Source organism: Myxacorys chilensis (genome assembly GCF_059505265.1).
In genome coordinates this window covers 1-21,821 of record NZ_JCACKG010000275.1, presented here as the reverse complement: position 1 = coordinate 21,821, position 21,821 = coordinate 1, and the positions used below count along the sequence as shown (strand labels likewise).

At 48.7% G+C, this 21,821-nt stretch carries 19 protein-coding genes; 8 read left to right on the top strand and 11 right to left on the bottom strand.

Annotated features, from left to right (window positions below; translation table 11 throughout):
• Positions 1-2: 2 nt before the first annotated feature.
• Positions 3-857 (top strand): 16S rRNA (adenine(1518)-N(6)/adenine(1519)-N(6))-dimethyltransferase RsmA, encoded by an 855-nt coding sequence (rsmA, locus tag AC5JLB_RS27920; RefSeq protein ID WP_495877103.1) that lies wholly within the window; start codon positions 3-5, stop codon positions 855-857.
• Positions 858-889: 32 nt separating this feature from the next.
• Here the strand turns inward: rsmA and AC5JLB_RS27915 are convergent, their stop codons facing one another.
• Together AC5JLB_RS27915 and mug are read right to left on the bottom strand one after the other, a co-directional pair.
• Positions 890-2,230 carry a glycoside hydrolase family 76 protein gene (locus AC5JLB_RS27915; protein WP_495877102.1) on the bottom strand — a complete coding sequence of 447 codons (1,341 nt, stop codon included), beginning with the start codon at positions 2,228-2,230 and terminating at the stop codon, positions 890-892.
• A gap of 143 nt (positions 2,231-2,373) precedes the next feature.
• The gene (gene mug, locus AC5JLB_RS27910) at positions 2,374-3,003 is read right to left on the bottom strand and encodes a G/U mismatch-specific DNA glycosylase (RefSeq protein WP_495877101.1); all 630 of its coding nucleotides are present in this window, start codon (positions 3,001-3,003) and stop codon (positions 2,374-2,376) included.
• A gap of 43 nt (positions 3,004-3,046) precedes the next feature.
• Here mug and AC5JLB_RS27905 point away from each other — a divergent pair, with 43 nt between their 5' ends.
• Together AC5JLB_RS27905 and AC5JLB_RS27900 are read left to right on the top strand one after the other, a co-directional pair.
• Positions 3,047-4,747, top strand: a complete 1,701-nt coding sequence (locus AC5JLB_RS27905) for an RluA family pseudouridine synthase (protein ID WP_495877100.1) — start codon at positions 3,047-3,049, stop codon at positions 4,745-4,747.
• Positions 4,748-4,975: 228 nt separating this feature from the next.
• Positions 4,976-5,764, top strand: a complete 789-nt coding sequence (locus tag AC5JLB_RS27900; RefSeq protein ID WP_495877099.1) for a superoxide dismutase — start codon at positions 4,976-4,978, stop codon at positions 5,762-5,764.
• Positions 5,765-5,813: 49 nt separating this feature from the next.
• Here AC5JLB_RS27900 and AC5JLB_RS27895 read toward each other — a convergent pair whose 3' ends face one another.
• Complete coding sequence (locus AC5JLB_RS27895; RefSeq protein WP_495877098.1) at positions 5,814-8,303, bottom strand: alkaline phosphatase; 2,490 nt, start codon at positions 8,301-8,303, stop codon at positions 5,814-5,816.
• A gap of 379 nt (positions 8,304-8,682) precedes the next feature.
• Complete coding sequence (locus AC5JLB_RS27890) at positions 8,683-9,600, bottom strand: Sll0314/Alr1548 family TPR repeat-containing protein (protein WP_495877097.1); 918 nt, start codon at positions 9,598-9,600, stop codon at positions 8,683-8,685.
• Positions 9,601-9,813: 213 nt separating this feature from the next.
• On the opposite strand from AC5JLB_RS27890, the gene AC5JLB_RS27885 reads away from it, so the two are divergent.
• Together AC5JLB_RS27885 and rsmG are read left to right on the top strand one after the other, a co-directional pair.
• Positions 9,814-10,494: an ABC transporter ATP-binding protein gene (locus tag AC5JLB_RS27885; protein WP_495877096.1), complete on the top strand. Its 681-nt coding sequence runs from the start codon at positions 9,814-9,816 to the stop codon at positions 10,492-10,494.
• 28 nt (positions 10,495-10,522) lie between these two features.
• On the top strand, positions 10,523-11,254 hold the full coding sequence (rsmG, locus tag AC5JLB_RS27880; RefSeq protein ID WP_495877095.1) for a 16S rRNA (guanine(527)-N(7))-methyltransferase RsmG: 732 nt from the start codon (positions 10,523-10,525) through the stop codon (positions 11,252-11,254).
• On the opposite strand, the gene AC5JLB_RS27875 is transcribed toward rsmG, so the two are convergent.
• From AC5JLB_RS27875 to AC5JLB_RS27865, 3 genes are all read right to left on the bottom strand, one after another.
• Positions 11,251-11,706 (bottom strand): hypothetical protein, encoded by a 456-nt coding sequence (locus AC5JLB_RS27875; RefSeq protein WP_495877094.1) that lies wholly within the window; start codon positions 11,704-11,706, stop codon positions 11,251-11,253. The two genes, rsmG and AC5JLB_RS27875, sit on opposite strands and share 4 nt — an antisense overlap.
• 18 nt (positions 11,707-11,724) lie before the next feature.
• A complete protein-coding gene (locus tag AC5JLB_RS27870) occupies positions 11,725-12,903 on the bottom strand; it encodes a phosphodiester glycosidase family protein (protein ID WP_495877093.1) in 1,179 nt (392 codons plus the stop codon).
• A gap of 227 nt (positions 12,904-13,130) precedes the next feature.
• The gene (locus AC5JLB_RS27865) at positions 13,131-14,012 is read right to left on the bottom strand and encodes an EamA family transporter (RefSeq protein ID WP_495877092.1); all 882 of its coding nucleotides are present in this window, start codon (positions 14,010-14,012) and stop codon (positions 13,131-13,133) included.
• On the opposite strand from AC5JLB_RS27865, the gene AC5JLB_RS27860 reads away from it, so the two are divergent.
• Together AC5JLB_RS27860 and AC5JLB_RS27855 are read left to right on the top strand one after the other, a co-directional pair.
• Positions 14,011-14,619 (top strand): MiaE family protein, encoded by a 609-nt coding sequence (locus AC5JLB_RS27860; protein WP_495877091.1) that lies wholly within the window; start codon positions 14,011-14,013, stop codon positions 14,617-14,619. The genes AC5JLB_RS27865 and AC5JLB_RS27860 overlap by 2 nt on opposite strands.
• 45 nt (positions 14,620-14,664) lie before the next feature.
• Positions 14,665-15,261: a GNAT family N-acetyltransferase gene (locus AC5JLB_RS27855; protein ID WP_495877090.1), complete on the top strand. Its 597-nt coding sequence runs from the start codon at positions 14,665-14,667 to the stop codon at positions 15,259-15,261.
• On the opposite strand, the gene AC5JLB_RS27850 is transcribed toward AC5JLB_RS27855, so the two are convergent.
• The 4 genes from AC5JLB_RS27850 to AC5JLB_RS27835 all read right to left on the bottom strand — a co-directional run bounded on the left by AC5JLB_RS27850 (position 15,191) and on the right by AC5JLB_RS27835 (position 21,312).
• A complete protein-coding gene (locus tag AC5JLB_RS27850; RefSeq protein ID WP_495877089.1) occupies positions 15,191-15,409 on the bottom strand; it encodes a type II toxin-antitoxin system HicA family toxin in 219 nt (72 codons plus the stop codon). The genes AC5JLB_RS27855 and AC5JLB_RS27850 overlap by 71 nt on opposite strands.
• Positions 15,409-15,657, bottom strand: a complete 249-nt coding sequence (locus tag AC5JLB_RS27845) for a type II toxin-antitoxin system HicB family antitoxin (protein WP_495877088.1) — start codon at positions 15,655-15,657, stop codon at positions 15,409-15,411. Before AC5JLB_RS27845 ends, AC5JLB_RS27850 begins: the two co-directional genes overlap by 1 nt.
• Before the next feature lie 173 nt (positions 15,658-15,830).
• On the bottom strand, positions 15,831-18,653 hold the full coding sequence (locus AC5JLB_RS27840; RefSeq protein WP_495877087.1) for a zinc-dependent metalloprotease: 2,823 nt from the start codon (positions 18,651-18,653) through the stop codon (positions 15,831-15,833).
• A 115-nt stretch (positions 18,654-18,768) separates the two neighbouring features.
• Positions 18,769-21,312, bottom strand: a complete 2,544-nt coding sequence (locus AC5JLB_RS27835) for a GH116 family glycosyl hydrolase (RefSeq protein WP_495877086.1) — start codon at positions 21,310-21,312, stop codon at positions 18,769-18,771.
• Between the two features lie 96 nt (positions 21,313-21,408).
• Between AC5JLB_RS27835 and AC5JLB_RS27830 the strand changes: the two genes are divergently transcribed.
• Entirely contained in the window at positions 21,409-21,735 is a 327-nt protein-coding gene (locus AC5JLB_RS27830) for a hypothetical protein (RefSeq protein ID WP_495877085.1), read from the top strand.
• Positions 21,736-21,821 lie beyond the last annotated feature (86 nt).

Sequence of the window (21,821 nt, the reverse complement as noted above, 5' to 3'; positions counted from 1 at the left end):
CTGTGCCAAAAGCGAGAAAACAATTTGGGCAACACTGGCTCAAGAGCGAAAAAGCCTTGAGTAAAATTGTCAATGCAGCAGAATTAAGTGGGCGCGATCGCGTCCTTGAAATAGGCCCAGGAACAGGAATTCTGACTCGTCAGTTATTTCAGCAAGCTCAAGCTGTAGTTGCGGTTGAACTCGATCGTGACCTGTGCCCGATTCTGATGCAAAAGTTTGGGAAAATTGAAAACTTTTTGCTGTTGCAAGGTGATTTTTTAGCGATCGATCTTGATGCATTATTAGAACCCTTTCCAAAATTTCAGCATCCCAATAAAGTCGTCGCTAATATTCCCTATAACATTACCGGGCCTATTCTAGAGAAGTTGTTAGGCACAATCTCAAACCCGAATCCTAAACCACTTGATTCCATTGTGCTACTCGTTCAGAAAGAGGTTGCTTTACGAATTTGCGCTCCGGCTCACTCAACTCATTTCGCAGCATTGTCAGTGCGAGTGCAATATTTAGCCCAGGCTGAATTCATTTGCGATGTACCCGCTAAAGCGTTTCAACCTCCACCCAAAGTAGATTCGGCAGTAATTCGGCTGCGTCCTCGTCAGATTGCAACTCCGCCGACCAATCCGCGCCGGATGGAAACGCTAATCAAATCAGGGTTTTCGAGCCGCCGAAAGATGTTGAGGAATAATCTCAAAAGTCAAATTGAACCCGATCAACTCGGTCAAATTTTGGAAGAGTTGGGCATTAATTCGCAAGTTCGGGCTGAAGATTTGAGTGTTGAAAACTGGGTAGCATTGAGCGATCGCTTAGCTCTCGATTCTGATCATTCTCTCGATTCTGATAATTCTATAGAAACTTAGTGATGCAGGGTGTTAGAGATATAGGTATAGCTCTAACGCGGTTTGACGGCTAGTTCATCGAACCTTAATTCGTGACGGCTACCTTTCGAGCGGTTAAAAATGATCGAAACCGTATTGCGTCCTACATTAAGCTGTACATTGGAGAGGTGAGTTTGACGCCACTTCCAGTTACCAGTACTAGAGAAACGATGATTTTTAGCAATACTTTTGCCATTGATATAGACCGTGCGAGAGGCATCTTTTTCTGAAGCATAGCGAAATGCTAAATCGTAAGCACCTGAACAAGTCAGGTCAACATTAAAGGTAATCCATTGACCATCGCGAGTCCAATCGGTCACATATCCTTTTCCTTGATATCCTTTTCCTTTTTGTAGAATGGAGAGCTTGTTTAAGGAAGCTGATTCAGCTTGATACATCTGTTTTTGAGACGTTACTGCGATCGCGGCATTCAACGCATCCAAAGCAGAACTCTGCCGTGCGGCATTAGCTCGATCAGACGGTTTTGACCAACTGAGGCCAAAGTGGGGACGGCGAGCATTCTTTAAGATTGACATCGCGTTTTTGACAATAAACTTGCGGTACGAATCTCTTGGTGAAACTTGGTGGAGAGCTGACAAGTTTCGCATAAAGATGCCTTTGAACTGCTCACCATCTTCTCCGCAGTCCGGTTCACAGACTTCACGCAGAATTCCGTTTGGAGCTAACGATCGCATTGAGGCATCTGCGATCGCGTGTGCCTGCCTTAGCAAACTCGGATCATTGGTGCTTTTGTGCAGGTCAACCAATCCGCCAATCAATACGCCTTGGTTGTAAGTCCATGTCGGTTCTCCATTGTTGCGACAACCGCTGTTCAAGCCGTCGTTGACCAACTGTTTTGAGTTGATCATGCCGGATTTTTTGATCCACGCCCACGATCGCTTTGACCAGTTCAAATAGCTTCCTGTACCCTTATCGTTTGGTGTTCTTAGGTGTAATTTCGCGGCAACTGACAGAAATAGCGAGGTTGTAATCGCATTTTTATAGTTTCGCTGTTTTTTGAGCCACCAAAGACCGCCGCCGCACTGCGCATCCCATCCCTTCTGCATATCCTTGAAAATTGTTTTTGCCATGTCAAGGTAGCGAGTTTCCCCGGTCAGGTCGTAGGCTTTGATCCAAGCAAGTGCCCACCAGCCGTCGTCGTCTCGATACCAGGGGTCTAAAAATTTTTTGTGTTTTTGCTTCTCGAAAGTATTGGAAAGTGTCTTGCGGTAGGTCGAGTCACCCGTCAAGCGAGAGTACTCAGCCGTCGTTTGTAGGGCGTTTGCCGAGTTCCACCAATTCGTTGTCTTCCAGAGTCCTGTAGAGGAGTTGTAGAAGAGTTGTAGTGCAGCCATACCTGCTGCAATCCCGGAATGACAACTGCCCAAGACCATACCTTCGCTCCTAATACGGATTTGCAAAGTACCGATCATAGAGGCAAGTGTGACCAAGCTCAACGGTAAATTCTCAGGAAAATGGTGGCAAATCAGTATTTCGATTATTCTTCAGCCGTTACTCGCAGGTCTCGATAGGTGCGTGCAAGGTCGTTCAATTGATAGTGAGCGTTTAATCCGCTCGGATTTGGTAATACCCACACTCGGGTGCCGTTTAGCGATTCTAGCTGTTCTCCGATCGCGGCTTTAGGACGGTTAAACGCGATCCGGTAAGCACTCACCCCTAGCACTGCAAGAAATCGAGGCTGATAATGCTCCACTTTTGCGCTTAATTGTTGATACCCTGCCAATAATTCCTCCACATCTAGCTGGTCGGCGCGTGCAGTTGCTCGTGGTGCGAGGTTTGTGAGTCCGTAGCCAGACTTCAACAGGTCACCATCTTCGGCTGGTGTGAGGAGCCGATCGGTAAAGCCTGCAGCATGGAGTGCGGGCCAGAAGCGGTTGCCCGGACGGGCGAAATGATGTCCAACTGCCGCACTGTAAAGACTAGGATTGATGCCACAAAATAAAACCTTCAAGTTGGGTGCAAGAACATCTGGTATAAATCTACCAAATGCTGCCTGAATTTCGGCTTTAGTGGGTTTAGGATAGGCTTGCATGACAACAATGTAAGTTTTATATTGATTGAGCAGCAAATTAACAATAGCAATCTCCGCTTTATTATAATTCAGCAATTTTTGTCCTAAATTGCGTTACTAAGTTCTTTTGGATAACGTTGTGCTTCATCCAATTTCAGCATTCATCGATGAGAACGATTTTTTTGATAATTGCTCATCTTCACTGTACTGGTATAGCGATCGCTGCGATTCCGATGAAGTTGCGTGTACTAATGGCGATACTATTGCAAAACTTCCTCGAACCCGATTTTCAGAGACGATCGCGCGCGGATTAATGCAGCACCTTGCGACGGATGAACGCTACAGTCGGGAAGGCAAAATGTATGGCGTGCTGTTAGTTCAAGATCTATTGGGCAAACAGTGGGTGCTAAAGGCTTTCTCTGGGCTGCTGAATGGAGAAAGCGAAGTCGAGGGTTGGGTAACTCCGATTTCAGGGCGTGATCCTACGCAACTTGAAGCCAATCGCATGATGTTAGAGGAAGCTCACACGTTATCTCTGTTAGAGGAAATGAAGCAGCAGCTAATTGCTCTACAACAGATTCCTGAACGGCAGCAGTATGAAGTGCTAAGCCAAGAGTTTGAGACTCGGTTACAAGCGATCGCGCAGCATCATTGCCAACGTAAAGCGAATCGGCAGGCTCAACGCCAGAGGTTTGCTCAAACATTAATAGACGAAGCGCTAACTGTATCGCTAGAGATGTTAGATCAACAGAGCCGCCAAGATGGTATCGAGCGGCGACGCTTAAAACAACAGCGCGACGGCATTCTAAAGCCGCTTAAACAAAAAATTGAGCAGGCGAATCATCAAATCTGCCATCTAAAGCGGCAACGCAAAACGCTTTCTCAAACGCTGCAAGCGCAGATGCATCACGCCTACCAACTGACTAATTTTTTAGGAGAGACGCGATCGCTTCGTCAACTTATGCCCAACGGTGCGCCTCCGACGGGCACAGGCGAGTGTTGCGCCCCAAAACTGCTCCACTATGCTGCAACTCACAAGCTCAAACCTTTAGCAATGGCAGAATTTTGGTGGGGTTCTCCCTCTGCTAATGGCGACAAAGTTCAGGGAGAATTTTATCCAGCCTGCCGCGATCGCTGTCAGCCCTTGATGGGATTTTTGCTGTCAGGACTGTCACCTCAATTATCGGATTGTTTGGCTCCAATCCAAAATTTAGGAACTCTCCCCATTGTTTATGAAGATGACTGGCTGTTCGTCGTTGACAAACCATCGGGACTGCTTTCCGTGCCGGGTCGCCATCTCCACACCCAAGACAGCGTGTTGAGTCGCTTTCAACGTGGATCGGACGGTGCCATTTATGCTGTGCATCGGTTGGATCAAGACACGTCTGGACTGCTGCTACTAGCGCGAGATGCAGTCACCCATCGACAGCTTAGCCAACAGTTTCAGCAGCGACACGTCCACAAGATTTATGAAGCAGTTTTAGCACAACCGATTGAGCAACCGCACGGCGTGATCGAGTTGCCGCTCTGGAGTGACCCCTGCGATCGCCCCAGACAGAAGGTAGATTGGCAACGCGGTAAACCCAGCGTGACGCACTTTCAAGTCATCGATCGTAAGCAAAACGGCTCTCGTCTAGAGTTCGTCCCGTTGACCGGGCGGACTCACCAGCTTCGAGTTCACGCGGCAGATGAGAGAGGGCTGGGAGTACCAATTTTGGGTGATCGACTGTATGGAAAGGATACAGCAACGACTCGGCTACACCTGCATGCGCGATCGCTGTCTTTCGCTCATCCTCACACGAGGCAACGGATTCACCTGCAAACCGAGACGCCCTTTTAGAGCCAATCAATTTTTATTAACTCGCACAGTCCTATAAGCAGTTATGGTAGTAGCGTAGCAATGAAAATGTAGAGCGGAGATTCTATTGGTGAGATTGCTATTTACACAAGATCTATGAACTAAGATCACATAAGATTTATAACTGGGGTGTATTGCTTCAAAATGAAAAATATAGTTCTCTGAAATTGGATTAATTCTAGTTGAGGACTATTAACGTTGAAAATTCTTATGATGAAACGATTGCTGAAACAGTCGCTGAAGCTACTGCTTGGGGTCGCAATGGTAGTGATGTTTGCAGCATGTCAGCCTACTCCAACTGCAAATTCACAAAGCCCGGCTCCTACTTCTCCAGATATCTCTGTTGCCTATCCCGATCGGGCGCTGAGTGCTTCCCCTGCTCAACTTCCGCCTTTACCTTATGGGTACGATGCACTGAGTAAAGCGATCGATGTAGAAACAATGCGCTTGCATCATGACCAACATCACGCGGCATATGTCAAAAATTTGAATGAGGCGTTGAAAGACCAGCCGCAAGTGCAAAATCGCAGTGTTGAAGCGTTATTAAAAGATCTCAATAGCGTTCCCGAACCGATTCGGATGAAAGTCCGCAATAATGCGGGTGGACATCTGAATCACACGATTTTCTGGCAAATTATGAGTCCCAACGGAGGCGGACAGCCAACGGGCGCGATCGCACAAGAGATCAATCAAACCTTTGGCAGCTTCGAGAATTTCCAGAAGCAGTTTAATGCGGCGGGCGGCGATCGCTTTGGCAGTGGTTGGGTTTGGCTAGTTCGTAATGGGCAAGGTCAGCTTCAAATTACAACAACGCCCAATCAAGATAACCCGATTAGTGAGGGCAACTTCCCGATTATGGGAAATGATGTTTGGGAACACGCCTATTACCTCAAGTATCGAAATCGGCGGGCCGAGTATCTCAACAATTGGTGGAATGTCGTGAATTGGGCAGAGGTCGATCGCCGTGCAAAAGTCCGGTTAGGAACTGCAAATAGCTAGATCGCGAGAAGGATGCGATCGCAGGGACAAGACCTGCGATCGCAATTTCTTAGGAAGACTTCGTTTGATCCATCGCGATCGCGAGTTTCTCAAGCCGCGTCCACTTCAAAGTGGCAAGCAAATCTTCACCCTTGAAGACTTGCGTATCGTCACCCTCAATCTTCAGCGTGAATGCATCACCGCTCTTCAAGTCGCTGCCTAGCTTAAACGAGTCGTCTGAACCAAATCCATAGATTGAAGCTGCACCTGCTCCAGCATTCAGCGTGATTGTTTTCACACCTGCTCCAGCATAGATGGTGTCGTTGCCTAATCCAGAATCGATCGTGTCATCTCCATCGCTTGCGTAAATGACATCATCTCCAGCACCCGTCGTGATCTTATCGTTGCCACCCCCACCGTAGACTTGGTTGTTGCCTGCGCCCGCATCGATGGTATTCTCACCACCGTTGGCATAGATTAGATCGTCCCCAGCCCCTGTAGCAATGTTGTCATCTCCATCACCGAGATAGATTTGATTTTTACCACTGCCTGCACGAATGAAGTTATTGCCGCTTGCAACAATAAAGTCATCTCCTGAACCAGCGTAGATGTTGTTATTACCACCATCGCCAAAGAGCCGATTATTTCCGGCTCCGGCAAACAAGGTATCATCGCCTTCACCGCCATATAAAGCATCATCACCATCCCCTGCATAGAGCAAATCATTGCCCGAACCAGAATAAACAGTGTTGTTACCGCGATTAGCGTAGACGTAGTTATTACCACCTTCTGCGTAAACCGTATCGTCGCCTGCGCTAGTGTAAATCACATCATCGCGATCATCACCAAATCGAGTTTGATTCCCTTCTTGTTGAGGAAGATTTGTGGCTCCTGTAACCGCAGACAGCATGGTCTGATAAATTTGGCTTTGGTCGATGTGATCAGGGAAGCCAGGAATTGTATAGCCATAGCTCTCGTAGCCCTGACCGATAAACCCATCCAAAACTTCAGATCCTGCACCTTGATAGTAGACCGGAACTGGACGATTGCTGTGATTACCCCAGCCATATTTTGCATCAACGTTTGAACCCCAAAAGTTCCCGGCTTGTGCTGGGTCATCGATGTCAGTGAGTTTCTCAAGACCAAGAGTTTGTACAAGCTGAGGATAGTTGGGATTTAGGGTTAGATAGTGATCGTGATCTGCGGTGACAATCAGTAGGTTCTCATCCCAACCGCCATTCTGCCCAATCCAGTCAATGACAGACGTAACAGATTTATCAAAGTCATTCATTGTGCCGACCAGGTTATCGATCGAGTTGTCGTGAGCGGCCCAATCGATATCACCACCCTCGATCATCAGCCAGAACCCATCTTGGTCTTTACCCAATACATTTAAGGCGGCTAACGAAAGATCCTTGAGGGTTGGGTTTTCGTTGATTTCTCGTGAAATAAACGAGGCATCTGTTTCACCCGGAGCGAGGGGACGAGTCGTGTCTTGCTTCTGCCCTTGCGAACTATTGATGCTGAACATGTCTAGACCCGTAGTGCTGTAGTCACCGTTGGCAGAACTGACGGGTAGATTGCCGTTTTGTCCTCGCGCACCGTAGAGTCCAATCAAGCGATCGCCCTTATTTGGATCAAGTTGCGCGGCAGTGTCCGCTAGCGTTTGAGCCGCATTCTCGCCCCGTTCTAAAAACGTATACCCGTAGCGATTGTCGGTTGGGTTGCTCCTGAGATAGTCGTAGGTGTCGTTGCTAATAAACTCGTAGGTTTGAGGCGGTTCCACCCCATCGGGCAATGGATCTTTGGTATTAGATAGCGGATGTCCGCCTCCCAATAGAACATCTGGCTGATAAACTCGAAGTTCCTGCTGCAAGATGTTGTCGAGGTCAGGGAATTCGCCATCATACTTGGCTCGGCGATTGACAGACGCGGCTGCTGCTCCTGGAGTCGCGTGATCGATCGGAACTGATGTTACTAATCCGGTAGATTTGCCCCCAAGTTTTGCCGTAGTCAGGATGGTTTCTAAAGGTTGCTCGTAGATGTCAACTCCCACCGCGTTGTTATAAGTCTTGACTCCGGTATACAGCGTGGTTGCAGTATTGGCAGAGTCAGGATAGCTCCATTTGATGTATTCCTTGTCATATCCCGGCGTCCAAGGATTAACGCCTCCTCTTTCAGGATCGTACCCTACTAAGTTGCCGACGACGCCATCGCTCACCTTTGCGCCACCCGTGGCCGTGCTGCCCGGATTAAATGTTGGATTAAATTCAAACCCCGGACGAACATTACTCGAGCCTGTTGCCGATTCTGAGTTGTCGAGCGCAGAGTTTCCTGTGCTGTAGACACCTTTGCTATCTGCGATCGTCGTTCCATACGTCGTCGCGAGAGAAGACCCTTTTAATCCCTGAAAACTGAGTCCAGACCCAAAGCCAGACGTATAGAAGTCGTCTAGCGTAGATCCTGTGTTGCCCGCTTGAATCTGATTATAAATTGATGCAGCACGAGCCATTTCCCAGCCCATACCATCACCAATCATCAGAATGACGTTCTTAGCCATAACAGGTAGAAAAATTTAATGAAGGTAAGCGAAGAAAGTCCGTAAATTTACTGTTTGTTTACCTGTATTTAACAGGCTCTTAACATCTAGGACATTCCCTTCAGCAAACTACCATTGGCGTTCTACAAAGGCTGGGTGCTGTGCAATACAAGCAATGTAAAGTTTCTGATAAGCTACGCTCGGCGTACCAATTTATACGTAGAAACCAAATTTAAATTAAGCCCTCCGTAAGATGCAATTCCTACGGAGGGTTACTAAGAATTTTTACAGTAGTTCTTGCAGGGAGACGCTTTCGCTACATATGGCCTATCGTCTGTCGTGAACTATGCAGAAAGACGGCTGTGAGTAAAGCGTTCGGCTCGACCTCAACTCACGCTAATCATCGACCTTGCGCTATTTTCAGTTCTCGCTGAATTTGGCTTACCTGTGCGGGTGGAAGCTGATTCGCATTTTTCAATGCCTCCTGGAACAGGGCAACACTTCCGGCTTTGTTGCCTTGACGGTAAAGAATTTGTCCTTTGAGGTATTTCAAGTCAGGATTTGTAGGAGCTGCTCCGATCGCTCGGTCAACGGCTTGTAAGGCTTTGTCATACTGCTTCAAATCTCGGTACCCGATCGCGAGTCCGCGTTGAGAAAGGTAAGTTGGTTGAGCCTTGGTTTCCAAGCGATTGATCGCATCGGTTGGACTCGATAACGGCAGGTTGATCGTTACCGAAAGCAATAGATCAATGTAGCCTTTAATCAGATTAAGTTCTGGATCGTTGGGATTGATTTTTTCGGCGGCATCCAAATTCTGAAACGCTTGCTGAAGTTTGCCTAATGCTCCTGGTGTACCGCGTACCACACCGTTTTTGCCAACGGTGTAAGCTCCTTCTAAGAAGTTGCCAACTGCTTTATAAAGATTGCTACGCAGGGGATCGTTCGATTGTTCTGCGACTTGCTTGGTCTGAGTTGCGTAAGTGCTGAATTGATCTAGAAGAGCTTGTTTGGCTTGCCCATTCGATTCGCCTGACCAGTAGGTGTACGCGATCGCGGCCTTTAAAGCGACTGCCAACGGCTCATTCGCTGGCGTCTTCGCTAAAGCATTTTTGGCACTGACATAATCTCCCTTCTCAAATACGGAGCGGAACGCCGCTTCTGTTTGATCGTCAATAGGTTTAGCTGCGCTTCCGGTTCTAAACGGATCTTTTGCCCAAGACGGACTCGCTAGCAAGCTCACTAGCATTGCCGCCGCGCCTAAACTTCGTCCAAAATGTCGAGATGTCCAACGGAATTGAGCAGCAGACAAGCTAACCATAGAGCAGTTCTCACAAGATATCCAGCAAGTTGACGCAATAAAGCGATCGCAGGTTTCCAACTTGACCTGCAAGTTTAACTCGATCTGCCTACACAGGCTAACCCAAATTCGGCGCAAGCTAGAATTTCTCTCTCAAATTCACCCCAGCCAGTCGGGTTCTGGGTAAACTAGGCTCAGACACGCTTGATCCCCACTTTAAAGTTTTTACGCTAAATGCTCTATCTTCGCGATTTGTCGTATCATCCAACCGCCACTCCGACTGCTATTCTAAAATCTCTCGATTTAGAAATCGCGCCCCAGCAGTTAGGACTTATTGTTGGACCGAGCGGCTCCGGAAAGAGTACTTTGCTGGAAATCTTAGCCGGATTAGCAGAGCCAACCAGTGGAACTATGCTCTGGCGAGAACAGGAATTAACGTTCTTACACTTGCAGCAATTGAGCGGGCTGGTCTTTCAGTTTCCGGAACGTCATTTCTGCGGTGGCTCTATTTTAGAAGAATTGCGGCTCGGCCATCCTGAATTAAGCTCCGATCGCGTTCACAATGCCTTAGCTGAAGTTGGACTTGATCATCTGCCGCTCCGCACGCCGCCCCACTCGCTGAGTGGCGGACAGCAGCGCCGTCTCGCCCTCGCCGTACAACTGATTCGTCAGCCCAGCATTCTCCTCCTCGATGAGCCAACCGCTGGGCTTGACTGGTCAATGCGGCGTCAGTTGGTGAACTTACTCGCAAAACTCAAAACGCACTGGACGCTTCTGGTGGTGTCGCACGATGCGAGTGAACTGGTGTCGATTGCCGATCGCTGCTGGACAATTCGACAGGGTGAACTGGCAGAAGTGAACCCTAAAACGCTTGCCGCCGAGAGCGATCGCAATCGACCCATCGCAACCGTGTAGGCTGTAAAGTGTAGCGATCGTTTAGAGCATGACCGACGAAGAAACGCCGAAGCTGCCAGAAATGCTAGAGCTTTGGCAAAAAACGCTGAATTGGCAACCCAATCCAAAACAGCAGCGACTATTTCAAGCATTCTATGAAGCGGTTTTAGCCGGAAATCGCCAGTTTAATCTCACTCGCATTACCGACCCAATGGAGTTTTGGGAAAAGCATCTGTGGGATTCGCTAAGCGGTATTCAATCCTTAAATTCGGCGGCTTCTCGGGCGATCGACATCGGAACCGGAGCCGGATTTCCGGGTGTACCGATCGCGATCGCTCATCCCACTTGGACAGTGACCCTGCTCGATTCGACTCAGAAGAAGGTCAACTTTTTAAAAACGGCAGTCAGCGAGATCGGGGTTGGCAATACTCGCCCGTTGTGCGATCGCGTTGAGGCGATTGGGCAAAGTCCTCTCCACCGCGAAACCTATGATGTTGCCCTCATTCGTGCAGTTGCCGCCGCTGCGGTCTGCGCTGAATACACCTTGCCGCTCCTTAAATTAGGAGGAGTCGCCCTGCTCTATCGGGGACAATGGACAGCCGAAGAAGAACGTGGCTTAACCTCTGCCCTCGAAACGCTTGGTGGAGCGCTAGAACGCTCTGATGCATTTGAAACCCCCCTCACTGGGAGCGTCCGTCACGTCCTGTATCTCAAGAAAATTGCGCTCACTCCAAAGGCGTTTCCAAGAGCGATTGGCATTCCGACTCAGACTCCTATTTAATCGATCATCCACTGGTAGAGGAGATAACCGATAAACAAGGCGTCAAAGCCGATAAACATGCAAATCCATGTTCCCAGCAACCGCGCATAGTAGAGCGCTAGGACGGGAGAGATTCTGCCAACTCTCTGCGATGGACTCATCATCTGGGTAACTCTGGCTGAAGTCCACTGCCAAGTGATAAAGGTGATGTTTGTCGCAAAGAGCGCCGCCAGTAGAGAAGCCTTGATCACCCAAGTTTCTTCACTAACGCTCTGTACCCACGGAATGAGGGAACCTGCATTCGTACCTGGCTGAAAGGACGGATCTCTTAACGGCGAAACCCAATAGACAACCGCTCCACTGGTAATGGCTAAGAGTACGAGGAAGCTGAGACTTAATTTAGGAAAGCGGCGATCGAACAGCATGGCACTTAAATCTCCTAGATTGACGCGATCGTATAGAGCTTGGCACAAATCGCACCCTCATGCACTTTATGATTTGTCTTGTCTTAGCGCCACCTGATCGTTCTTCTGAAACGCTGCCCACGATCGCTGAAGTGAGTCAGGAGCCGGATGCTGAGCGTCATAGATCGTGATCACGTTGGTCAGGTCGCGCCCAGCGGGTTGAAGGACGCGATCGCCTTGAGCCAATGCAACCGATGTCCCTCCATCGAGATTCATGGCTTCATAGCAGCCCAGCGTTTTCATGATGGCAGCTTCTTTTTGCAGTGAAACAGGTTTATGGAACGTCACGAGCAACAGCCGCTTCCCATGTTCTGAAAAGCCAATTGCCGATCGCGTTGCAACACCCATGACAGCCCGATCGGTAAAGCCTTCTTGTTTCGGGTTAATTGACAGTTCGCCTTGTTTCAGCAATCGCGGCCCTGCTGTTAGGGAAAACCAGTGCTGTTCCCACTTGGGCTGGCCTTCTGCTCGGGCGGTAATCATTTCAGGACGATTGCCCGGTCGTAGTCCTAGCGTGGTTCCATAATTCTCCCACGGGCTATATTTCAGGAAGCGTCCTCCCGAAACCATATTGCCCATGACCCGCTTTTGAGCGTCCATGCTAAAGAAGGTTCCGTTTGCCGTCACAGCCGCTTTGTAACGCTTCACCATTGCGTTAAACGCTTCGTCACCTTTTGTCGATCGCGTGCTGTTAGCCTCAGTCGCTGCATTCGCTAACCCAACGCTAATAAAGGTGTTTGGGTCGGTGAGATCAATATTGATCAAGTGGATCGGAATACCTGCAATCTCGCGCTGCTCTAGCGTGACAGGGCGCGTGGCAATTGGCTTTGTCACTGGCTCGGGCACTGGCTTTGCTAGAGCAGGCTCTACAGGGCTTTTGGGCGTGTTTGTAGGTCGAGGCTGTTCGGTCTTTTTTGGCTCCTGAAACGATAGGGGCGCGGATTGAGGAGTTTGCTCAGCCTGCTGAGAGGGATTCTGAGGTGGTTGAGCCTGCTTCTGGAGAGGCTGCGATCGCTTATATTGAAACACTCTACTCGCCTTCTGATAAGACGGGGTCGGTGGGGTAGACGCTTGCGGTTCCCAAAGTTTGGGTAGCAGCGTCACGCAGGTTAGAAAGGCACAGGTCAAGGTGATAAAAGTGCTGCCTGGGCTGGAGAGTCTCCGAGTGCGGCGGCGGTATCGTTTCGATCGAGTTCGGGTCTGCATCAGCGATGTTCTTAACGCTCTGTTGATCATGCCTCGGTTATTTAACTTTCAAAAACCGATTAAGAATACTTAATGATTTTTGATACAAATCCATCAGTAGATAGACGAACTACCGATACCTTTTCAGCACGTCTTCTGATCTTCTTGATTTATCACGGAACTTCCAGAAGAATCGCTTAACTTAAAAGAAAATTTAACTTGACGGCGCTATTGTTCAAGCGTCCTTCTTAGTGTGGAAGAAATTGTTTAGAAAGAGCGATTACAACGACCCCTAGTACCATAATGGTTGCCCCCGCAAGTCGCTCTCGCAGCCCTCTTTCTTTGAACAGAAAATGACCCCACACGACGCTCATTAAAGCGCTCGTGCGTTTAACGGCAATAACTTGAGTCACTAATGTAAATGCGATCGCGCTCATCTGAAAGGTGATCCCCAAGGCATGAAAGGCTCCGATCAGAGCCAATGGCCTTAAATTTGGCAGAATCTGACCCATTTTTTGACGAGATTTGTACAACACGATCGGAAACATTCCTACCGCTAAAAAGCAATACAATGCTGTAGACCAACAGATCGGAGAAGAATTCACTACGCCGACTTTGTCAAAGGTTGAGGTAATGCTCCAAATGAAGGCGACGACAAACATCAGCCGACTCCCTCGATTTCGCAAAATGGCTTTTAGGGGCGCAAAATAGCCATTCTTGCGTTCTCTCAGGTTCAAAATGTAAGACCCAAGCACAATGAGAACGATGCCGACCACATCCGCGATCGTGGCAGATTCTCCCACAATTAAGGGTGATGTAATTAAGAGAAATAATGGCGTCAAAGTCACCAACGGGACAGTGATCGATAAATCTGCAATTTGAATTGCTTTGAGATAGAGAATAAACGAAATGACATTGAGACTGCCGCCAATCAGTAATGCAATCCAAAACTGAAGGTTCAATGGTGGAATGCCAAGAATTAATAGCAACGGTATTAAAAATGCGATCGCAAACACATTTGCCATCCACGCGACAATGTAAGCGTCAATGGTTTGCAGACTTTTCTTACTCGAAACATCCTTCAAAGACTCAAAAAAAGCCGTTAGAATTGCAAAGGCTAACCAAATCATGGGTAAAAGTTCTGTGGCGTCTTTGCCAACTATCCGCTTTCTGCAACAGCCTACTTCGTCTGCCTGGGTAGAACAAGCCCTAGCAAACATAGAGACGATTTTGCTCGATCATTCTCACTGTGAGCGCAAAGCGGCAGGTGTTGCGCTGAATCTGATGTTCCGTTACCCGTCGAGCGCTAAGTTAGTGAGGGCATTGACGGCGATCGCGCAGGAAGAATTGCAGCACTTTGAGCAAGTCAACCAAATTTTAGAGTGTCGAGGCATCCCTTTAGCGCCACTAGTGCCGCCTCCCTACGGGGCAACGTTAAATAAGCAAATCCGCCGTGATGAGCCGGATCGGATGTTGGATGCGCTTTTGGTGTCGGGGATCATTGAAGCTCGAAGTCATGAGCGTTTGGGATTGTTAGCTGAGCATTGTCCTGATCTGGAGTTAGCTAAATTTTATCGAGCATTGATGGCATCCGAAGCGCGACATTACGGCGTATATTGGACGCTGGCAGATACTTACTGCGATCGCAAAGCCGTGATGGAACGCCTCGAAACTTTAGCCCAAGCCGAAAGCGAGGTTTTGGCTACGCTGCATCCCCACCCGAGAATCCATAGCTGATGCACATCTTCTATCAAGATTTCCTGATTCGAGATTGGCAACCGTGTGTGTGCTTCGCAGTTTTTGTTCTGCGCTAATCGTGCGATCGCGTTTGATCTCATCAGTTCAGTCTTATCAGAGTATGGACTGATTCAAGAACCAGACGGCGCAGATCGGGATGTGTTGAATGTTGAGGAATGCTATCTAGAAAAAGGTGGCGAGTTTTGGGTGGTCGAACAGCACGGTAAAATCGTTGACACGAGTGCGTATTATCCGATTTCACGCGGTCAAAATGCAGTCAAAATTCGCAAAATGTATTTACTGCTGGAAGCGCGGCAAAAAGGCTTAGGAACGTTTCTGTTAAAAACATTAGAGCAAGCTATTTGCAAACAAGGCTTCCAACAGATCTGGATTGAAACCGCGAGTGTGTTGAAAGAAGCTGTTCTACTGTATGAGCGAAATGGCTATCAGCCGAGTGATGGAGTTGAAATAGAGCGGTGCGATCCTTCGGAGCTTGCGAAGCAATCGCGCTTACGTCAAAGTTTTCTCAAATCAGGATTGTTCGATGGACTTCTGTGGATAATTCAGAAGGTCAAAGTTCTTCCCAAGTGTCACGATCGATGTCTGCCTCACTTAGAATTCGTGCAAGTAGCCCTTTGCTGATATCGCCTTTATGAGGATTGGGCAGTGTGAGACGAACTTCGTCCTTCACCATATATTGATGTCTACCACCAGCGTAGGGTCCCTCAAACCCTAATTCTCTCAGGTAACGAATGAGGTCTTTACGCTTGATGGCTCCAAATGTTGGCATCAAGCAACCTCTGAATGAGTTTGAGGATTGAGGTCAATGCCGTTGATGAGTGGAATGGAATGATGCAGGTGCAAGCCTAAGAGTATCCAGCCTTCTAGCGCGTTCTGTAATTCGTGCTGGCACTGGCTTAAAGTTGCCTCGTTTGCCCACACGCCTTTGAGTCTTGGAATGGTTCCATAGAATGTATTGTCCTCAAGAATGCTGTATTCGGCTTGCCCCATTGCAGCCTCAATGTATTCGCTAAGCATGATGAAGTGAGTTAGTGATTGTCACAATTTTAAACTCTCCCAGTTGTAATAGGATTTTTTGCGTGCCATTCGTTATCGCTTTGATTAACGCGCTCATGGAAGAACAGCGCGATCGCTAATTGTGTCGGTTGGATTTTATGCTTCAAACCAACTGACACAATTAGCGTTTTACTCTACTGAGATTGCAGTTGAGCGTCTAGGGCTTTAGCAATGCGATCGCGGGCTTCTTCTAAATGCGCTTTCGTATAGATTTCTTTATCATTCACCTTTCGCATTGCCCCATCAATTGAACGATGCAATTGCTTGAGTTCGTACCGAGCGACGGTTCTTGCGTCTTCCGGCGCATCCGCTTGACGTAACACCATTGCGACTAATACATTCATATACTGCCGCTGCAATGCACGACGCAATCCCGATAGTTTGAGATTGTCTTTCGGCTTGATCACATCGCCCCAAATGCTGGTTTGCAGCGAGTCAAACAGGTCAGGAATCGTCAGGGCTTGTCCGGGCTGCGTCTTCAGTTCGGCATCCCGCAAGCGAGCAAGACGCTGAGGAGAGAGCAGATCGTAAAGAACAATGCTTTGCAAAAACAGAATGTTGTCATGAATCGGATAGTCTAAGTTCACGCTGGGCTGTGTTCCCCAATGAGACCAGCGAGACGGCGCTAACTTATTGAGCAGATCGGGCGAAAACTGGAACGGTTCTTCACTAAACACATTTTTCTGTAACGTGGCAAGCGCGAGGCGCTGCTGCTCGATCGGCACAGGCTCGAACGGTAATCTTCCTTTCGCGTCTCCGTATTTGTAGCGATTGAAGAATTGCCCTCCAACGTACTCTCCTAAGAACGTGGCGTATTGAAAGTAATAGTCGAATACAGCATTAAATGCCACTCGAACTTCATTAAAACTTTGACCTTCGCCGGGATAGCGCGTGTTGATTCGATCCCACATTTTGCGAGCATTTTCCATTTGCCATTGCGAATACGTCAGCAGATCCCCGCTCATGTCAAAGGCGTTGACCTTTGGATCGAGAAATGAGAATACATCTTCATCCGTCGCGTAAGAAAGTTCCGGTTGAGGCGCTTTCTTTGCGATCGCGTCGAGAACCCGTTTTTCTGCTGCTGGCACTTTGGCATCCGTTGGCGTGTAGCCGTATGCGATCGCCCATTCGTCATACGGCCCGACTAGCTGCGTGAAGTAATCCCCTTGTTTTGTTCCTTGGGGCGCAAGATTCACTGGATTGTAGTCCATCACAGACGCCACTAATCCTTTCTGCCGGGTGATCGCTGGGTTGTTTAACTCTTCTGGAGTCAGCATTGAACTTGCGTGGAAGTTATGGCGCAATCCCAACGTGTGCCCGATTTCGTGAGCAATCAGTTCGCGAACAAATTGCTGCACATAGTCTTTCATTTCAGCGCCATTCGGCAACACATTTTGAAACAGCGATAGCGCCATGTTACCAACCGCATACTGTTTAGCCGCATCCATGCCAAAACACAGATCCTGATAGTTGCCCAAACTAGAGCCAAATCTGAGGCGCGGCGGCGATTTCTTCTCGCTGGGTTTCGCTTGACGCTCTAAGTAACGGGCTGCCATCCCATAATTACAAACACTCTCCTTGCCGAGCAGTTGCGCGGCAAACGGAGCCGTCCGCATTTGGTTTTGCTCTGCAATGCTGCGATAGTCTTCTTTGAGCGATCGCGTGAAATCGGCAGCCACTAGAATATCAGCATCTAGAATTTCGCCCGTGAGCGGATTGACTCGCGACGGACCGAGCGCAAAAATCGCGTCGGTTGAGTTAAACCAGCGAATCGTGTTGTAGCGCACGTCAGCCGGATCCCAATCGGCATTATCGGGCATTTGTTTGACTACGATCGCATCTTTAAATCCAATCTTCTCATAGGCTCGATTCCACATGAGAACGCCATCACGAACAGCATCGCGATACTCTAGTGGAACGGTATTCTCAATCCAAAAGGTAATGGGTTGTTTTGGTTTTGATAATGGAGCGGCAGGATCTTGTTTCTCTAAATGCCAACGGTTAATGTAGCGCACAAACGATTGGCGCGGTGTATCGTCGGTGTAGTCTCGGTACGCGGTAATAAAGTAACCCACGCGATCGTCGGCCAACCGAGGACGATAGCCATTATTTTCGGGCAACGCCGATAAGCTGTAGCGCACTTTTAGACTAAAGGCACGGCTATCGGGCAATGCGGCGATGTAGCTCGGAAGCTCTGAATCGTTTCCGCTGCCTGACAATCCGTACACCGATTCAATCTCGACATTAGATGGAAACGCTTTTACCTTGTCGAAAAAGGATGTACTTTGCTCTAGCGTATAGGATCCTTCTAGGGCTGACGACACCACAGGCATTAACCCTGGCAGATCACCAAGTAGAAGCGAATTCAGTTCGACTAAAACGCTTTTACGCTGAGGATGAGTGCTTCTAATGGGAAGCGCTTCTAAAACTGAATCGCTAAACGATCGATCCACCGATCGACGAATCGGCGTTCCGCGCTCTGCTCGAAAATTGATATTAGGAACGACAAATTGAATGCTGTTGTTAACGCGACGAAGCGTAAATAGAAAATCGCCAATCGGCAAACCACTGTAGATACCGCGCTCGCCAATTCCTGACTCTAACGTCATGACGGCGAGATAGTTTTGATTCAGTTGATTAGGCTTAATCTCAGCGTAGAGTTTACCTGTTTTTTTGTTCTGATATAGAGTAAATAGTCCTTTTGATGACGTTGTATCTTGAATGACTTCATCAAAAGGCTTTTGGCCTTTCTCGCTATCGCCATCGTCTGCGGGTTTACTAGCGGGTTTGGGCTCAGGTGATGGGGGCGGAAACGTCTGCTGGGCAACGGCAGACGGCTCTTTGGCCAAGACGTGGGTAGATGGCTCTTGAGCAGACGACCACTGAGCAACTGACCCTGGCACGATGACCAGTATTAATCCAAACACAAAAGCTAAAATTAGCGAGACTCGTTTCATGCTTCCTGTAGACGTTCTGGGGGCGGATGGCGATCTGGCCTAGTTCTAACGCGAGATTCGGTGAGGATATTCCCAACGCTAACGTTAAAGTGCTGGAGTTGGGTCAGACTGTAACTTATCTTTCAGACCCGTTCTCAAAGTTTGTTAACACTCCATAAATTGCCCAAATTGCCATTGCTCGGAGGTAATGTCCGGCGCGGAAGGTTCCGGTTGCAGTAATGGCTTCGGGTGTGCGAAATTGTAGCCCATTTTCGTAGATCTGATGCACAACGGCTTCAGTTAATGTCCACGCTTGCGAGGTCATGCCGGACTGAAGAAGGAAGGCGGCGAGTCCAAAGTTAATGCCGACCCAAACTTCAAGGGGATGGGTAGCGTTGGGGTTTTCGGGGGAACCGTCGGGGCGGACGCCGTTGGCAGCTCCAATGGAAGAGAGGGAGGAGGGAGGAGGGAGGAGGGAGGAGTTCGACCTGCTTTTCGAGGAGGGAGCTTGGAAGCGAGATTCTTGGGTAGAGGGGTGGGTTTGGATGTAGGTGTTGAATTTTAGAAAGCAGGTGTCGTAGATGGTGTGGAGAGCGGTTTGGGCGCGATTGGGTGAATCGTCGCTTGAATCGTTTAGGACGACATCCGGCAAGCCTAAGAGTTGGGCATAAAATTGTCCGCAGAGCTGGTCTGCCATGACGATGTTAGAGCCGCTTTCGCTGTCGAGGCGATAGTAATGTCCGTTCCAGAGTTTTTTGTCGTAGACAGCGCGGGATTGAGTTAACCAGGTGACAAAGGTGGCAGCGGATTGAGTCGCAGATGTAGCGGCTGGATAATGGGTTTGAGAGAGAACTTTAGCCATTGCGATCGCGCTTTCCAAAGCGGCAATCCACAGTCCTCCGCAATAGGCACTGACGCCCTGCAATCGCCAATCGTCAAAGGTTTGATCCGGTGCTCCAGAGTTTTCGGGAATGCCATCGCCATCGTGATCGAATTGCTTGAGATAGTGCAGCGTTTGAACAACAGCATCCCAGCAGTCGGCTAGAAACTCAACATCTGTTGCGCCTGTTAGTAAGTAATCTCGATAGACTTGCAGAACAAAATCAGAACCGAGATCTTTCCACAAGTTACAGTCTTGATAACTGGTGTAATTTGTTTTTTCCCAGACATGCTCATTCGGTGCGCCTAAGTCGTGCGGCGTTGCGCCTCTAGCTTTGCGAATGGCTTGGGGACTTTCCGCACCAATGGTTAAGTAGTAACCAATGGTGCGATCGCGATCGTCGCTTTGAGGAATCGCCCGCGCAAAGGCTCGAATCACGGCTTTCTCTAGCTCTGACCACAGCATTAATAGTCCGAACGAGCCATATAACCTTACGTCTAAGCTTTCATACCAGCGATAGTCGATGCACTCTAACACTGCAAACTGTCCGACCGGATCGCGCTCATCTGCTGCGCTCCACAGCGTGCCGCCTTGTGTCAAATCGTAGAGTTCGTTGAACAACGCCATTTTGAACCAGTCAGGCAAATCGCTACGATCGCAGATTGGCTGTTGCCATGCCACAATCTTTTCTTGCCAAGTGGAATGATGTTTCAACGCCGTTCGCGCGATCGACCAGGCATTCTGCCCATTGCGCCCAAAAAAATCGGTGTAGCGACGAAAATAGTTCACCCTTTGAGCAAATTCTGTGACTGGAAAATCCCAACTGAGGACAAAGGGAACGGTGAGCGTCTGTCCGGGTTTTAGCGTGAATCGCACTGCGATCGCGGCTCCAAGTTGCTCTCCGTCTCTCGCTGGAGTTTCATCATCAGTGTCGGACAATGAGCCATCGTTAGAGAATGGTGTCCATAAATCAGAACCGTCCCCTGTAGCGTTCCAGCGAGTGTTGTAGAAAACGTCGTACAGATAAGGATTGAGAGGAGTTGCAATCGCCCACTGTCCATCTCCTTCAGAAGGTTGATCAAGTTCAGGCTGACGCAGAACGATCGCAAGCTGTTGCTCATTTCCTGTCAGTTGATTGAAATTTCCGGTACTCTGCCCGATGCGAGGCTGATAGTTATATTCGGGGCTGCCATCATCTCTCACCTTAATTTCCGGCGACTTATTCGCATTGGTAAACCACCCGACCATATTTTGCCAAGTCAGCATGATGCTCAGCGTTATAGGTGCATCGGTCGAATTGTGCGCCGTCCATTGAAACACAGCAACCGGATAACTTGTTTCTTGGTAGTTATCAGCAATAATCGGTGAAAATTGCTCACAGGTTAGCGTCGCTTTGAACACGTTTTCATAGGCAAACCAACTGCGGGGATAAAGCGCATGATAGGTTCCGGTTGTCGCTTCCGCCTGACTTGCCGGATACCATCTCCACTGCTCCAACGTCCCCTCTTCTGGTGGGTTCGTCGAGAGGGCATAGGCTTGCGTCTGCTCCCCAACCTGCTCGAACACGCTGAACTGACAGGCAGGCATTGACTGAAACACATGTTCACCGCCGTCGATGTGCCAGAGATTAAAATCGCCCCCATGCGATCGCCCAATGCAACCCGCCCCAAATCCACCAAGGGGCATTCCGTGCCAAGCTCCATCATCTAAATTGCTGGCATAGCGAACGGTGTAAGGCTTTTCCCATCCCAGTCCGATGGGGCGAGTCCAAGCGCAGGCAGGAATTTTGAGAGGGGTCATATCGGGTCTCTAGCGAGGGCAATAGGACACTATCATGCCTTATCTGTGCCAAAACGGGATACGATCCGAAAGAGGCTGTAGATTGGTTTAAGCCGTATGGGACTCAAGATCGTTGAAGCGTTTGACGGAAGTTTTTCCCTCGATCCTCAGGCGAAAGCCACCCTGTTTGAATTGTTAAACAGCGAGGCCTTTCTAGGACAGATTGGGCAAGAGTTTCAGGGCAACAGGGTTGAATTCACTGGGCTTCTGTTTCAGCCTGTTCCCTACAGCACAGCAACTCCGAAGGGAATGCCTGCCGAATTTGAAAAATTTCACGAATCGGCTGAGCATGTCATCATTCATGTTCCGCCAAATTTTATGTTCAAATCAAACATCATGAAGCCCAGCCGATTATGTGCGATTTATAGAAAATTTCATCAGTAATTTTTAAAGCGACATTCCAAAATGACTGCACACGACACTCCAGCATTGGCAAGTTTAGACTTTGTTCCTTATCTCAATAGCGAAGG

Coding starts and splice junctions, on each gene's coding strand:
- AC5JLB_RS27845 (WP_495877088.1), bottom strand. CDS start 15,657: ATGCTTAGCGAATACATTGAGGCTGCAATGGGGCAAGCCGAATACAGC.
- AC5JLB_RS27840 (WP_495877087.1), bottom strand. CDS start 18,653: ATGAAACGAGTCTCGCTAATTTTAGCTTTTGTGTTTGGATTAATACTG.
- AC5JLB_RS27915 (WP_495877102.1), bottom strand. CDS start 2,230: ATGGCTGCACTACAACTCTTCTACAACTCCTCTACAGGACTCTGGAAG.
- AC5JLB_RS27830 (WP_495877085.1), top strand. CDS start 21,409: ATGGGACTCAAGATCGTTGAAGCGTTTGACGGAAGTTTTTCCCTCGAT.
- AC5JLB_RS27895 (WP_495877098.1), bottom strand. CDS start 8,303: ATGGCTAAGAACGTCATTCTGATGATTGGTGATGGTATGGGCTGGGAA.
- AC5JLB_RS27835 (WP_495877086.1), bottom strand. CDS start 21,312: ATGACCCCTCTCAAAATTCCTGCCTGCGCTTGGACTCGCCCCATCGGA.
- rsmG (WP_495877095.1), top strand. CDS start 10,523: ATGACCGACGAAGAAACGCCGAAGCTGCCAGAAATGCTAGAGCTTTGG.
- AC5JLB_RS27870 (WP_495877093.1), bottom strand. CDS start 12,903: ATGCAGACCCGAACTCGATCGAAACGATACCGCCGCCGCACTCGGAGA.
- AC5JLB_RS27860 (WP_495877091.1), top strand. CDS start 14,011: ATGGGTAAAAGTTCTGTGGCGTCTTTGCCAACTATCCGCTTTCTGCAA.
- AC5JLB_RS27850 (WP_495877089.1), bottom strand. CDS start 15,409: ATGCCAACATTTGGAGCCATCAAGCGTAAAGACCTCATTCGTTACCTG.
- AC5JLB_RS27900 (WP_495877099.1), top strand. CDS start 4,976: ATGATGAAACGATTGCTGAAACAGTCGCTGAAGCTACTGCTTGGGGTC.
- AC5JLB_RS27865 (WP_495877092.1), bottom strand. CDS start 14,012: ATGATTTGGTTAGCCTTTGCAATTCTAACGGCTTTTTTTGAGTCTTTG.
- AC5JLB_RS27885 (WP_495877096.1), top strand. CDS start 9,814: ATGCTCTATCTTCGCGATTTGTCGTATCATCCAACCGCCACTCCGACT.
- AC5JLB_RS27890 (WP_495877097.1), bottom strand. CDS start 9,600: ATGGTTAGCTTGTCTGCTGCTCAATTCCGTTGGACATCTCGACATTTT.